The 13,809-nt window shown below is 61.9% G+C and carries 14 protein-coding genes and 1 tRNA gene; 13 read left to right on the plus strand and 2 right to left on the minus strand.

Annotation, left to right across the window (positions count from 1 at the left end; genetic code table 11):
- Window positions 1-143: 143 nt before the first annotated feature.
- Window positions 144-686 carry a hypothetical protein gene (locus I6L39_RS18155; RefSeq protein WP_216990434.1) on the minus strand — a complete coding sequence of 181 codons (543 nt, stop codon included), beginning with the start codon at window positions 684-686 and terminating at the stop codon, window positions 144-146.
- 173 nt (window positions 687-859) lie between these two features.
- Between I6L39_RS18155 and mepA the strand changes: the two genes are divergently transcribed.
- The 6 genes from mepA (at window position 860) to I6L39_RS18185 (ending at window position 5,213) form a co-directional block, all read left to right on the plus strand.
- Window positions 860-1,603, plus strand: a complete 744-nt coding sequence (gene mepA / locus I6L39_RS18160) for a penicillin-insensitive murein endopeptidase (RefSeq protein WP_216990435.1) — start codon at window positions 860-862, stop codon at window positions 1,601-1,603.
- A 42-nt stretch (window positions 1,604-1,645) separates the two neighbouring features.
- Window positions 1,646-2,251, plus strand: a complete 606-nt coding sequence (locus I6L39_RS18165; protein WP_216990436.1) for a LemA family protein — start codon at window positions 1,646-1,648, stop codon at window positions 2,249-2,251.
- Window positions 2,248-2,982, plus strand: a complete 735-nt coding sequence (locus I6L39_RS18170; protein WP_216990437.1) for a YgcG family protein — start codon at window positions 2,248-2,250, stop codon at window positions 2,980-2,982. Before I6L39_RS18165 ends, I6L39_RS18170 begins: the two co-directional genes overlap by 4 nt.
- A 22-nt stretch (window positions 2,983-3,004) precedes the next feature.
- Complete coding sequence (locus tag I6L39_RS18175; protein WP_042076556.1) at window positions 3,005-3,622, plus strand: TPM domain-containing protein; 618 nt, start codon at window positions 3,005-3,007, stop codon at window positions 3,620-3,622.
- 145 nt (window positions 3,623-3,767) lie between these two features.
- Window positions 3,768-3,855, plus strand: a tRNA-Ser gene (locus tag I6L39_RS18180).
- Window positions 3,856-3,938: 83 nt separating this feature from the next.
- Entirely contained in the window at window positions 3,939-5,213 is a 1,275-nt protein-coding gene (locus I6L39_RS18185) for a site-specific integrase (protein WP_234925030.1), read from the plus strand.
- A gap of 79 nt (window positions 5,214-5,292) precedes the next feature.
- Here I6L39_RS18185 and I6L39_RS18190 read toward each other — a convergent pair whose 3' ends face one another.
- Window positions 5,293-6,333, minus strand: a complete 1,041-nt coding sequence (locus tag I6L39_RS18190) for an IS481-like element ISAs19 family transposase (protein WP_216990438.1) — start codon at window positions 6,331-6,333, stop codon at window positions 5,293-5,295.
- Window positions 6,334-6,995: 662 nt separating this feature from the next.
- On the opposite strand from I6L39_RS18190, the gene I6L39_RS18195 reads away from it, so the two are divergent.
- The 7 genes from I6L39_RS18195 to nuoF all read left to right on the plus strand — a co-directional run bounded on the left by I6L39_RS18195 (window position 6,996) and on the right by nuoF (window position 13,778).
- Window positions 6,996-7,754 (plus strand): flagellar motor protein, encoded by a 759-nt coding sequence (locus I6L39_RS18195; RefSeq protein ID WP_042076558.1) that lies wholly within the window; start codon window positions 6,996-6,998, stop codon window positions 7,752-7,754.
- Window positions 7,729-8,607, plus strand: coding sequence for a flagellar motor protein MotB (locus I6L39_RS18200; protein ID WP_216991840.1), 879 nt, complete (start codon window positions 7,729-7,731; stop codon window positions 8,605-8,607). The genes I6L39_RS18195 and I6L39_RS18200 overlap by 26 nt, the downstream gene beginning before the upstream one ends.
- A 260-nt stretch (window positions 8,608-8,867) precedes the next feature.
- Window positions 8,868-9,272 (plus strand): NADH-quinone oxidoreductase subunit A, encoded by a 405-nt coding sequence (locus I6L39_RS18205; RefSeq protein WP_042076561.1) that lies wholly within the window; start codon window positions 8,868-8,870, stop codon window positions 9,270-9,272.
- Window positions 9,273-9,301: 29 nt separating this feature from the next.
- Window positions 9,302-9,976 carry an NADH-quinone oxidoreductase subunit B family protein gene (locus tag I6L39_RS18210; protein WP_042076564.1) on the plus strand — a complete coding sequence of 225 codons (675 nt, stop codon included), beginning with the start codon at window positions 9,302-9,304 and terminating at the stop codon, window positions 9,974-9,976.
- A 38-nt stretch (window positions 9,977-10,014) separates the two neighbouring features.
- Window positions 10,015-11,784 carry an NADH-quinone oxidoreductase subunit C/D gene (gene nuoC, locus I6L39_RS18215; protein WP_209428957.1) on the plus strand — a complete coding sequence of 590 codons (1,770 nt, stop codon included), beginning with the start codon at window positions 10,015-10,017 and terminating at the stop codon, window positions 11,782-11,784.
- A 72-nt stretch (window positions 11,785-11,856) separates the two neighbouring features.
- Window positions 11,857-12,396, plus strand: a complete 540-nt coding sequence (gene nuoE / locus I6L39_RS18220) for an NADH-quinone oxidoreductase subunit NuoE (RefSeq protein WP_084202673.1) — start codon at window positions 11,857-11,859, stop codon at window positions 12,394-12,396.
- Window positions 12,393-13,778, plus strand: coding sequence for an NADH-quinone oxidoreductase subunit NuoF (gene nuoF, locus I6L39_RS18225; protein WP_216990439.1), 1,386 nt, complete (start codon window positions 12,393-12,395; stop codon window positions 13,776-13,778). The genes nuoE and nuoF overlap by 4 nt, the downstream gene beginning before the upstream one ends.
- Window positions 13,779-13,809: the final 31 nt, after the last annotated feature.

Genomic DNA, 13,809 nt, shown 5'->3' on the forward strand with positions numbered 1-13,809 from the left:
CTGCCGGACCCGCCATGGCATCATGCCGTGGCACTTCCCGCTTCGCATTCCAAGTGGTTGATCTCTTGGACTATCGGAGCAGAAAAGATCAAATCGGATCAGAGGCAGTATCTGAGCTTTGGGTTGAATTGTCGAGAAAATAGTCAGGTCGGGTGCAGGGTGGCCAGCAGCCTGTCCAGCGCACGGCGACCGTGCCACGCCCGCTTGAAGCCGAAACGATAGACCCCGGGGGCCACCTCGTGGGTGCCCTCCCGGGTCAACCCCAGCAAGGCGGTGGCCTCGGCCAGGGCCTCGTCATCCAGCCCCAGATCCAGGCTGACATCGAGCCACTGGCCGTCGTGACCCACCTTGCGCTCCCGCACCATGGCCACCAGCGCGGCTCTGGGCAGGGCCAGCGCCCTGTCCTCGCCGCCGTTGAGCAGATAGAGGTGGCTCTCATCCCAGGCGAGCTCCGCCAGCCGCCACCGCTGCCAGTTGCGCGGCAACGCCATCATCACCAGCACTATGCCGCCAAACACCAGCCCCACCCAGGGCAGCAGCCCCATCTCGGGGTACCCCAGCCAGAGCGCGGCCACTACTGTGCCCAGGCTCGCCAGCAACAAGACGCTCATGACCCCGTAGAAGCGCCGGGCCGGGGGCATCAGCCAGTTCACGTTCTCCTGCGTCGCCAGCTCGCTGACTCTCATGTGTCCTTCTCCTCATGTGATGCAAACGGCCATGCCGTTTCGCGTTGCCGCGCATTGTGCGCGAGCCGGCCCGCGCGTTGCAACCGATGCGCGGCGCGGATGACGGCCGGCAGGCACTCTTGGTATGCTTGGGGCTGTCTGAGCCCGCACAGGGCGCCATCCCCGGGAGTCCCATGTTCGCCACCGCCCTGCTGTTCACCACCAGCGCACTCTATGCCGAAGCCATCGGCGGCTACTCGGCCGGCTGCCTGAGAAATGCCGTGGCCCTGCCGCTCGAAGGCCCTGGCTATCAGGTGATCCGCAGCAAGCGGCTGCGCTATTACGGCCACCCGGATCTCATTCACTACCTGCAGGGGCTGGCGAACCGGACCAGGCTGGCCGGCATGCCGGATCTCTACATCGCCGATCTCGCCATGATGCAGGGGGGCCCCTTCACCTCTGGCCATCGCAGCCACCAGACCGGCCTCGACGCCGACATCTGGTTCCGGATGGCCGACAGGCCCATCAGCAAATGGGAGCAGGATGCCCCCAGGGAGTGGGCGCTGATCGACGAACCCAGCTACCGGATGCTGCCCGGCCGATTCGGCCCGCGGCAGCTCAACCTGCTGCGCCTCGCAGCCGATCGTCCCGAGGTGGCGCGCATCTTCGTCAACCCCGTCATCAAGGCCGAGGTGTGCAAGCAGGCTCCCGGTGAACCCTGGGTCGCCAAGCTGCGCCCCTGGGTCGGCCACTTCAGCCACTTTCACGTGCGCCTGCGCTGCCCGGCAAACAGCCCGGACTGCCAGCCCCAGGCCCCCATCCCCCCCGGCAACGGCTGCGGGGAGGAGCTGGCCTCCTGGCTCAAGGACAAGCCCCAGTTGCCCAAGGTGTTGATGAGCTACCGCGCCCCCGTGCTGCCCAAGCGTTGTGAGGGCTGACCACAAACTGTTATGGTGAGCCGATACCCGCTAAAAATCTCAATGGAGAACAACAAGATGGCCACTTCACTCTGGCAGCGGAGCACCCGCGTCCTGCTGACCCTGACCCTGCTGCTGGGCTTGACCGGCTGCGGCGTGAACACCATTCCCACCCTGGACGAGCAGGTCAAGGCGAGCTGGGGCCAGGTGGAGAACCAGTACCAGCGCCGGGCCGACCTCATTCCCAACCTGGTGGCCACCGTCAAGGGGTACGCCAGCCACGAGCAGGAGACCCTGAAGGCGGTGACCGACGCCCGTGCCCGGGTCGGCAGCGTGCAGGTGAGCGACCCTTCCCAGCTCAAGGCGTTCGAGGCCGCCCAGGATCAGCTCTCCAGCGCCCTCTCCCGCCTGATGGTGGTGGTCGAGCGCTACCCGGATCTGAAGGCCGATCAGCAATTCCTCACCCTGCAGGCCCAGCTGGAGGGCACCGAGAACCGCATCGCGGTGGCCAGGCGGGACTACATAGAAGCGGTGCGCCGGTTCAATACCGAGATCCGCACCTTCCCCGGGGTCATCTGGTCCAAGCTGCTCTACTCGGATCTGGAGGCCAAACCCACGTTCAGCGCCAAACCCGGCACCGATGAGGCGCCCAAGGTCAGCTTCCAATGAACCAGATGAAACGCTGGCTGGCGCTCTGCCTGCTGCTCTTTGCCTCGGCACTGCAGGCCGCCCCCGACTTCCCGCCCCTCACCGGGCGAGTGGTGGACGAGGCCAACCTGATGTCCCGCAAGCAGGCCCACCAGCTGACCCAGCAACTGGCCGCCTTCGAGCAGCGCAGCGGCATCCAACTGGTGGTGGTCTCCATCGACAGCCTGGATGGCGAGACCATAGAGGAGTACGGCTACCAGCTTGGCCGTCACTGGGGGATCGGCCAGAAGGGCAAGGACAACGGCGTCCTGCTGCTCATCGCCCAGGACGAGCGCAAGGTGCGCATCGAGGTGGGGTATGGCCTGGAAGGGGCCCTGCCCGATGCCATCGCCGCCAACATCATCCAGACCCGGATCCTGCCCGCCTTCAAGCGCGGCGACATGGTGGCCGGCATCGTTTCCGGCAGCCAGGGCATCATGCAGGCCCTGGCCGGGGAGTATCAGCCCGTGGACAACGCCAGCAAGGAGGATAAGCCGGGCGGCCCCTGGCTCTTCATCCTGGTGGTGATTGCGATGATAGTGCTGCACCACCTGCGCGGGGGGGGTGGAGGTGGCGGCCGCGGTCGTCGCCGCGCCGCCTACCTGGCCGGTGGATTCGGTGCCGGATCCTTTGGCGGCCGCTCTGGCGGTGGTGGCGGTTTCAGTGGCGGCGGTGGCAGTTTTGGCGGCGGCGGTGCCTCCGGCGGTTGGTAATCAGGGAGCAAGAGACAACACAATGATTTCGAAACAGTTTTTCCACACCTTGCAGGCCAGGGTGCGACAGGCAGAGCTCGCCACGGACGCCGAACTGGTCACAGTGCTGGCCCCCGCCAGCGACGGCTATCGCTACATTCCGACCCTGTGGGCCGCCCTGCTGGCCATGCTCACCCCCCTGCTGGTGTTCCAGCTCGGCTTCTGGCTCGGCTGGTACGAGATCCTGCTGGTGCAGTGGTCGGTCTGGCTGCTGCTGAGCCTGCTGTTCCACTGGACCCCCATCAAGATGCGGCTCATTCCCAAGAAGGTGCGTCAGCACCGCGCCGCCCTGATGGCCCGCCTGCAATTCGTCGAGCAGGGGCTGCACCGCACCCGCGACCGGCTCGGGGTGCTGATCTTCGTCTCGGTGGCGGAGCACTACGTGGAGATCCTGGTGGATGACGGCATCGCCCAGCACATCGACAACGCCCAGTGGCAGCAGATCATCGACGACTTCGTGGTACGGGTGCGCAACAAGGAGGTCGAGCAGGGTTTCCTCGAGTGCGTGGAGCGCACCAGCGCCATCCTGACCGATGCCTTCCCCGCCACCCGGGATCAGAACGAGCTGCCCGACAGCCTGATCATCCTGGACAAACCCTGATCGGGTTTAAAAAACCGGCATTCTGCTCAAGGGATAGGCATTCGATAAAGATGATGAAAAATAAGGGGAAAAATGATTGACCCCAATCCCGCTTTCCCCTACATTACGCCCCGTTCCGGCGCAACGGCGCTGTGAGCGAAAATTTGGTGAGGTGTCCGAGTGGCTGAAGGAGCACGCCTGGAAAGTGTGTATACGGCAACGTATCGAGGGTTCGAATCCCTCCCTCACCGCCAAATATAACCCGTTGAATTTCAACGGGTTTTTTCATTTCTAGACTTACGTGATTTTTTTCCTGGATCAACTGGGTGGAACAATCATGTATCTGAGTAAAAATGCCTCCGGCACCTACTACACTCGTCTCCCGCTGCCTAAGTCATTACGTGACCGTGGCTTGCCCTTCGCTATCCGTACTTCCCTTTGCACCAAAGATCGTCAGCTCGCCGTAGACCGCAACCTGGCAGTGGCAGCTCGTACTCGCGCACTTATCGCGGCTACTCCTGCCGATACTGCCCCCCGCAGTTTCTATCGCTGGATCCGCGCCGATCTAGACGCGTTCAAAGCAGCGGGGTTCATCCCTCCTCAAACACCTTCCACACCTCGTGAACCTTCTGTTGATGCCCCAGCTTGCCCCAGCAGTGGGATCATGCTCACCCACGCATTGGCGAGATTCATCGAGACTAAAACCAGTGAGGGGATCCAGCATAGGTCGGTGGGCCAGCTCCAACTTCGGATCAACGCCTTCGTCACCTGGGCCAAAGGGGTTAAAGTCGATGAGGTGACGCCCGCGCTGGCACAGGAGTACCGCAACAGCTTGCTGCGCAAGACCAACCTCAGTTTCAAAACCAAAGGAGATTACCTCGCCGCCCTGAAACAGTTCTTCCGTTGGTGCGTGGCGCTGGACTATTGCAGCCGTAACCCTTTTGATGGGTTGACGGCAGGCAAGAAGCCGCACAAACGGGCGGATGAGGAGCGAGTGCGCTGGCATCGCCCTCAACTGGCTCAGCTGTTTGCCAGCCTGCGCAGCAAACAATCCCAGAAAGGCAAAAAATTGAGAGTTCAAGACTGGTGGGTGCCCCTGCTGTGCCTGTATGCCGGGCTGCGACCCTCCGAGGCTTGCCAGCTCAAAACTCAGAACATCAAACAGGTTGAGGGGATTTGGTGTCTGATGGTCGATGCGGGAGAGGTGGATCAACAGCTCAAGAGTGCCAATGCGTACCGTACCGTGCCGCTACATAGTGCGTTGATCGGACATCAATTCCTGGACTATGTGGAGAGTCGTCGCGGTCAGGGGCAGGTATTTTTGTTCGACGACAAACCATCAGGCAAAGACGACGACTGGGCGCATAACATCACCTGTCGCTTCCAACGCCACCTCAATGATGCTGGCATCGTAGGTCAGGGCCGTCCCACGCTTTACGGGCTGCGGCATAGCTACATCGATGAGTTACAGCAGGCGGACGTTGCTGAGCATATTGTGGCTGAGTTGGCGGGACATAGTAAAACAGGGATCACTTTTGGCCGCTATGGTAAACGGGTAAGCGTATCTCTTTTGAAAGAAAAGATAGAGTTGATTCCCAGAGACTTAGTATAAGTGTCAATCCAGTACCGTCTGGTGAACTTTTGTACAGATCTAGTTATCACCTGACACCGGCCTCAAACCGGTGTCTTGTTTACGCTACTTTAGTGCGCACTTCCTTCGGTATCAATTTCAGACCCTTCTTGAACATGCTGTAAGGCATCTGTCCCTCCATCATCCTGCCCTGATGTGGCCGCTGGGTGTTGTAGTGTTCCAGGTAGCTATCCAGGTCTGTCTGCATCTGTTCTACCGACTCATACCAGGTCGTCCTCCCCTTGATACGGAAGTGTTCATCCAGCAGTGTGCGATGCAGCCGTTCGATAAAGCCGTTGCTCTGCGGCCTGCGTACCTTAGTTGTCCGGTGCTCAATCCCCTCCAGTTGCAGGAACAGCTCGTAGGGATGGTGGTCAGCTCGTCCACAGAACTCGCGCCCGTTATCCGACAGGATGGTATAGACCCGTGCCTCGTGGGCCTCGAAAAACGGCAGTACCGTTTCATTGAGCACATGAACCGAGGTCACCGGCAGCTTGCTGGTGTAGAGCCGTCCCCAGGCGTGGCGGCTATAGCAGTCCAGCACGGTTTGCAGATACACCTTGCCAACCCCCTTGAGCGCGCCGACGAAGAAGGTGTCGACCGCCACCAGTTCTCCGGTGTAGTGAACCTCAATCTGGCGTTCGCGAAACTCGGGGCTGAAGCGTTCGAGCAGGCGAATCTGCTCGTCATTGAGCTCAATGGTCTGCTCCCGGTGAGTTTTCTCAAGGCGCAGCAAGCGGTCGTGTTTGGAGAGCAAGTCGTGCCGTTGCCACACGCCACGCACACCGCCCGCACTGACATTGATGCCTTGCAGAGCCAGTTCTTGCGCGACCCGCAGCGGGCCATGAGTTGGTCTGGTGAGGGAGTAATCGAGGATGGCCTGTTCAATCTCGGGAGCGACCCGATTGGGATGAGCCCCTTTACAGCCGGGCAATTTGTCGAGCAATCCCTCGGCGCCATAGGTCTGGTAATTACGGCGAATTTCGTAGAACTGCTGACGGCTGTAGCCGATGAGCTTGCAGGCTTTGCTGACATTATTGAGCTCTTTGGCGAGCTCTAGCAGGCTGAGTTTGCGACGTGCTACTTTCTCGTTGGTGGTCATACGGTGACTCCAGATAACACGGTAGGGGTACCGTTTTGTTATCCGGTTTGAAGCCGTATGACCACTCCCTTTTGTGGGCAACTGTCAGGTGAATACCATCTCCATACACCGAAATAAAGTAAAAGGGCCTGTCGCAAGACAGGCCCTTTTACTTTATCCGGTGATGGGCGGCTCGGTTCTAACCCTGGTTCGACAAGGGGGCAGGACAGCCCCCTTGGACAGCCCCCTTGGACAGCCGCAGGCTGCCCGCAGGGCGAGTGCCAGGGACGGCGCGAATCAATCCCGACCCAGCACCAAATTCTAAAGAACCGACCTCAGGGTCGGTTTTTTGCTTTCCACACCGGCCTGCCCGCAAATGCCGCAAGGGAAAAGCCAGCCCCCTCACCGGGTGCAGACAAGGCGACTGGCCTCAAAACGCAGTCCGCAGCCCCCCCTTCGCTTTCCAGCGTTGCACAAGCCCGCCCTCGCCCCATCGCGCCCGATGGACAAGCCCGTCATCCTCGTTTTCCTGCCCTTATGATCTTCCCGTTCTGGCCGACACAGGGAGGTGTCTCCCTGTCGGTGCAGCCCCCCGGATATTTGCTCACCGATTGGATATCGTTTTGAAAAACTGATAGTTAAATAGCTACACTAGCCACACACATCGCATAGGATATGGACAAATGAGTCTGATTGGTCTGCTGCTGGCCCTGGCTGCCATCCTGGGCGGCAACATCATCGAAGGGGGACATCCCAGCGCCCTGCTCGATCTGCCCGCCTTTCTTATCGTCATCGGCGGGACCGTGGGGGCGGCGCTGACTCAATTCCCCTTCTCGGTCGTCGGCAAAACCTTCAAACGCTTCAAGTGGCTCATCTCTCCCCTGCGCCTCGACATGCTGGAGCAGGCCCAGCTGCTCGAGACCCTCGCGGGCAACGCACGGCGCAGCGGCATGCTGGCGCTGGAGGGGATGATCGACGACATCAAGGATCCCTTCCTGCAGAAGGGGGTCCAGATGATGGTGGATGGTTACGAGAAGACCAAGATCCACGAGGTGCTGGAAAACGAGATCGAGTTCGAGCAGGAAGATCTCGAGCAGACCGTCAAATTCTACGAGGCCATGGGGGGCTACTGCCCGACCATGGGGATCGTCGGGGCCGTGTTCGGCCTCATTCACGCCATGGGGCTGCTGGATGCGCCGGACAAGCTGGGGGGCGCCATCGCGGTGGCCTTCATCGCCACCATCTACGGGGTGGGCGCCGCCAACCTGATCTTCCTGCCCTTTGGCAACCGCTACAAGGGCTTCGCCCACCAGATCCGCCACTACAAGGAGATGACCCTGACCGGCATCCTGTGCATCGTGGACGGCGAGTCACAGCAGCGGCTGCAAGTGACCCTTGAACCCTACCTCGGAGGCCATGGTGGCGAAAAAGAAAAAGGCTGAGGCGCCGGAGAACCATGAGCGCTGGCTGGTCTCCTACGCCGACTTCATGACCCTGCTGTTCGCCCTGTTCGTGGTACTCTACTCCTTCGCCATGGCCAAGCAGTCGGAGACCCGGGTACTGATCCAGGGCTTTATCGAATCCCTCGGCAAGATAGGCCTCATCTCCCTGCCCGCGGGCTCCCCCGTGATGCAGGGGGGAACCGGCATCCTGGAGCCCGAGTCCAAGACCACGCCGGGGACCTCCGACAAGGAGAAGGTGCTCGAGACGGAGGCCCCCGCGTCGGCCGCCGATCCCTTCAACGAGACCATAGGCGCGTCCGAGAAACCCAGCGCGACCGAATCCTGGCCGCACAAGACCAAAGAGCAGGACTGGACCACCAGCACCAAGCAGAAGCTGGAGCAGCAGCTAAAGAGCCAGATCGAGTCCAAGGAGATCGAGGTGGAGCAGCTCGGCAGCCAGCTGGTGATCCGCATCGGCGAGAAGACCCTGTTCCCGGCGGATTCAGCCTTCCTGCAGCCCCAGTTCATCCCCCTGGTCAACAAGGTCTCCGACGTGCTGGCGGACATCCCCGGCATGGTGGTGGTCACCGGCCACACCGACAGCTCCCAGGCCCCGGTGGAACTCTACCGCAACAACTGGGAGCTCTCGGTGCTGCGGGCCGCCACCATAGTCCACACCCTGCTGACCAACCCCAAGCTCGACTCCCGCCGGGTCATCGCCCAGGGTGTGGCCGACACCCAGCCCCGCTATCCCAACGACACCCCGACCCACCGCCAGGCCAACCGGCGGGTGGAAATAGTGCTCTCCCAGGGCAAGGCCGCCGAACAGGCGCTTCCCCTCCTCACCCCCTGACAACAGACCCCGCCCTGGCGGGGTCTTTCATTTGCGCTGATTAGTTTATTTTTCAAACGTTCTCGCGATTTCCCGCACCTCATGGTCGTTATTGAAAATGACTCTCAAATGGGAAACTTGACCCCGCTAGCAAAACCAGATTTTCATCTTGGTGATTAATAATTAATCCTTTGAAATGACATGTAAATCAGTACGAAAGTGGCATACTACGTAACACCCTTGTTAAGTCACATGATTAATTTGGTTAGGGAAAAACCTATATGTTTGCTGATATTGCCGTCCAGCATTGGGCTTTTGCTGTCTACATCATTGGCGCCATCTGTATCTGCCTGACCATGATAGGCCTGGCAGCCTTGCTGGGGGGGCGAGCCTATGGTCGAGCCAAGAACAAACCCTTCGAATCCGGGGTGGATTCTGTCGGCAACGCCCGCCTGCGCTTCTCCGCCAAGTTTTATCTGGTCGCCATGTTCTTCGTCATCTTCGATGTCGAGGCGCTCTACCTGTTTGCCTGGTCCGTCTCCGTGCGGGAGAGCGGCTGGGTCGGCTTCATCGAAGCCACCATCTTCATCACCTTGCTGCTGGTAGGCCTCATCTATCTGTGGCGCATCGGCGCCCTCGACTGGGCCCCGAAGAAGCGTGTCCTAACTGACAAGAAACCAGACTGAACTACCGATTATCTCTTTGAGGTTGCACCATGAAGTACACCCTGACCCGGATTGACCCGGATGCGCCCGTCGAGCGCTACCCCCAGGAACAGCGCCAGACCGTCGATGATCCACTGGCGCAGCAAGCGACCCGCGGCATCATGATCGGGCGTCTCGAAGAGGTGCTGCAAGACACCGTCAACTGGGGCCGCAAGAACTCCCTCTGGCCCTACAACTTCGGCATCTCCTGCTGCTATGTGGAGATGTGTACCGCCTTCACCTCCCCCCACGACGTGGCCCGTTTCGGTGCCGAAGTCATTCGCGCCTCGCCCCGTCAGGCGGACTTCATGGTGATCGCCGGTACCCCCTTCATCAAGATGGCTCCCGTCATCCAGCGACTCTATGAGCAGTTGCTCGAACCCAAGTGGGTCATCTCCATGGGAGCATGCGCCAACTCGGGCGGCATGTATGACATCTACTCGGTCGTTCAGGGTGTCGACAAGTTCCTGCCGGTCGACGTCTACATCCCGGGCTGCCCGCCCCGTCCCGAGGCCTTCCTGCAGGCCCTGATGCTGTTGCAGGACTCCATCGGCAAGGAGCGCCGTCCCCTCTCCTGGGTGGTCGGCGATCAGGGGATCTACCGTCCCCAGATGCAGGCCGAGAAGGATCGCAAGCGCGGCGAGCGCATCCAAGTCACCAACCTGCGCACGCCGGATGAGATCTGACCATGAAACTGACTCGAGAATTCCCAAGCAACTACACCATGGCCCAGTGGCAGACCTCAGATCATGGCGATGCCCAGGTGGTCGGCGAGCTGTTCGCCCACTTCGGGGCCGAGCGCTTCACCGTGCAGAGCACCCGTACCGGTGTGCCGGTCATCTGGCTTTCCCGCGAGCTGCTGCTGGACGTGATGGGCTTCCTGAAAAAGCTCCCCTCCCCCTTCGTGATGCTGTTTGACTTGAGCGCCACCGACGAGCGGATGCGCAGCCATCGCCACGGCCTGCCGGACAGCGACTTCACCGTCTTCTATCACCTCATCTCCATCGACCGCAACGCCGACGTCATGCTGAAGGTGCCGCTCAAGGAGGGCGATCTGAACCTGCCCACCGTCACGCGCCACTTCCCCAACGCCAACTGGTACGAGCGGGAGGTCTGGGATCTGATGGGCATCACCTTCGAGGGTCACCCCCATCTCACCCGCATCATGATGCCCAAGAGCTGGCAGGGCCACCCGCTGCGCAAGGACTATCCGGCACGGGCCACCGAATTCGACCCCTTCATGCTCGATGCGGTCAAGCAGGATCAGGAACAGGACAACCTGCTGTTCAAGCCCGAAGAGTGGGGCATGGCCCGGGGCAACGAGAACGAGGACTACATGTTCCTGAACCTCGGCCCGAACCACCCCTCCGCCCACGGCGCCTTCCGCCTGGTGCTGCAGCTCGACGGCGAGGAGATCCGAGACTGCGTGCCCGACATCGGCTACCACCACCGCGGCGCCGAGAAGATGGGCGAGCGCCAGTCCTGGCACAGCTACATCCCCTACACCGACCGGGTCGAGTACCTGGGGGGCGTGATGAACAACCTGCCCTATGTGCTGGCGGTCGAGAAGCTGGCAGGCATCAAGGTGCCGGCCCGGGTCGACATGATCCGGGTCATGATGGCGGAGCTGTTCCGCATCCAGAGCCACTTGCTGTTCCTCGGTACCTACATCCAGGACGTGGGGGCCATGACCCCGGTCTTCTTCACCTTCACCGACCGGCAGAAGATCTACACCATCATCGAGGCCATCACAGGCGCGCGCATGCACCCGGCCTGGTTCCGCATCGGCGGCGTGGCCCACGATCTGCCGGTGGGCTGGGCCCGCCTCATCCAGGACAACCTGCTGAGCTGGCTGCCCAAGCGGCTGATGGAGTATGAGAAGGCGGCCATGCGCAACAGCATACTGCGCGGCCGTACCATAGGCGTCGCCGCCTACAACACGGCGCAGGCGCTGGCCTGGGGCACCACGGGGGGCGGTCTGCGCGCCACCGGCCTCAACTTCGACGTGCGCAAATGGCGCCCGTACTCCGGCTACGATCAGTTCGAGTTCGAGGTGCCGGTGGGCGCCAACGGGGATGCCTACGACCGCGCCACCGTGCGCATCGAGGAGATCCGCCAGAGCCTGCGCATCATAGAGCAGTGCATGAAGAACATGCCGGAAGGGCCGTTCAAGGCGGATCACCCGCTCACCACTCCGCCCCCCAAGGAGCGTACCCTGCAGGACATCGAGACCCTGATCACCCACTTCCTGCAAGTGTCGTGGGGCCCGGTGATGCCGGCCGCCGAGTCCTTCCAGATGATAGAGGCGACCAAGGGGATCAACAGCTATTACCTGACCAGCGACGGCTCCACCATGAGCTACCGGACCCGGATCCGCACCCCGAGCTTCGCCCACCTGCAGCAGATCCCCTCGGTGATCCGCGGCCAGATGGTGTCGGATCTCATCGTCTACCTGGGCAGTATCGATTTCGTTATGTCAGATGTGGATCGTTGAGTCCTCTCGCCCCGACCGACGGGGCGAAGGGCAAGACGCGCAGTAAAGGGAAAAGCCACAAAAGGTCAAGTCATGAGCCAATGTCAGTGTCACAATAACCAGACCCCACAAGGGCAAGGGGCATGCAGCAGCAAACAGGGCGATTTCGTCCTGAGCCAGGCTGAACGCGATGCCATCGAACACGAGAAACACCACTACGAAGATCCCCGTGCCGCCAGCATCGAAGCGCTAAAGATAGTGCAGCAGGCCCGCGGCTGGGTGCCCGACGGCGCCATCCACGCCATCGGTGCCGAACTCGGCATCCCCGCCAGCGACGTGGAGGGGGTCGCCACCTTCTACAGCCAGATCTTCCGCCAGCCGGTGGGTCGCCACATCATCCGCGTCTGCGACAGCATGGTCTGCTACATCAACGGCCACGAGCAGCTGCTGGCCGGTCTGAAAGAGGTCGTCAATCTGGCCCCCGGCCAGACCTCCCCGGACGGCCGCTTCACCCTGCTGCCCGTCTGCTGTCTCGGCAACTGCGACAAGGGGCCGGCCATCATGATCGATGACGACACCTACGGCGGGCTCGACGCCGTCAGCCTGCTCAAGACCCTGGAGGCCTACCCATGAGCATCCAGCCAGGCAAGACACTCGCCTCCCTCGGCACCGCCAACCGCATCCCCCGCGCCGCCGAGACTCACCCGCTCACCTGGCGGTTGCGGGACGACGGCCAGCCGGTCTGGCTCGAGGAGTACCAGGCCAAGCAGGGCTACGAGGCCGCCCGCAAGGCGCTGGGCCAGATGAGCCCGGACGACATCGTCAGCACCGTCAAGGACGCCGGCCTCAAGGGGCGCGGCGGCGCCGGCTTCTCCACCGGCGTAAAATGGGGCCTGATGCCCAAGGACGAGAGCATGAACATCCGTTACCTGCTCTGCAACGCCGACGAGATGGAGCCGAACACCTACAAGGATCGGCTGCTGATGGAGCAGCTGCCCCACCTGCTGATCGAGGGGATGATCATCTCGGCACGGGCCCTCAAGGCCTACCGCGGCTACATCTTCCTACGCGGCGAGTACGTGGATGCCGCCATTCACCTGCGCCGCGCCGTGGAAGAGGCCAAGGCCGCCGGGCTCCTCGGCAAGAACATCCTGGGCTCGGGCTTTGACTTCGAGCTGTTCGTCCACACCGGCGCCGGCCGCTACATCTGCGGCGAAGAGACGGCGCTTATCAACTCCCTGGAAGGACGGCGCGCCAACCCGCGGGCCAAGCCCCCCTTCCCCGCCGTCTCCGGCGTCTGGGGCAAGCCCACCTGCGTCAACAACGTCGAGACCCTGTGCAACGTGCCCGCCATCATCGGCAACGGTGTCGAATGGTACAAGGGACTGGCGCTGCCTGGCTCCGAGGATCACGGCACCAAGCTGATGGGCTTCTCCGGCAAGGTGAACAACCCCGGCCTCTGGGAGCTGCCCTTTGGCATCACGGCCCGCGAGCTGTTCGAGCACTATGCCGGCGGCATGAAGCCCGGTTATCGCCTGAAAGCCTGGCAGCCTGGCGGCGCCGGTACCGGCTTCCTGCTGCCCGAGCACCTGGATGCCCAGATGTATGCCGGCGGCATCGGCAAGGTCGGCACCCGGATGGGGACGGGCCTCGCCATGGCGGTGGACGACAGCATCAACATGGTGAGCCTCTTGCGCAACATGGAGGAGTTCTTCGCCCGCGAATCCTGCGGCTGGTGCACCCCCTGCCGCGACGGCCTGCCCTGGAGCGTCAAGCTGCTGCGGGCGCTGGAGCGGGGCGAGGGCCAACCCGAGGATCTCGCCACCCTGGAGCAGCTGGTCAGTTTCCTCGGCCCGGGCAAGACCTTCTGTGCCCATGCCCCCGGCGCCGTCGAGCCCCTTGGCAGTGCGATGAAGTACTTCCGGTCCGAATTCGAGGCCGGGGTCAAGGCGCCCCACGACAATCACAAGCTGTTCAAGGGTATCCAGCCCAACCTGCTGGGCGAGCGCTGGTAAGCGCCAGGACGCATCGGGCAATAGCCGATTT

Source organism: Aeromonas sp. FDAARGOS 1409, assembly GCF_019048705.1.
In the GTDB taxonomy this organism is placed as follows: domain Bacteria; phylum Pseudomonadota; class Gammaproteobacteria; order Enterobacterales; family Aeromonadaceae; genus Aeromonas; species Aeromonas sanarellii.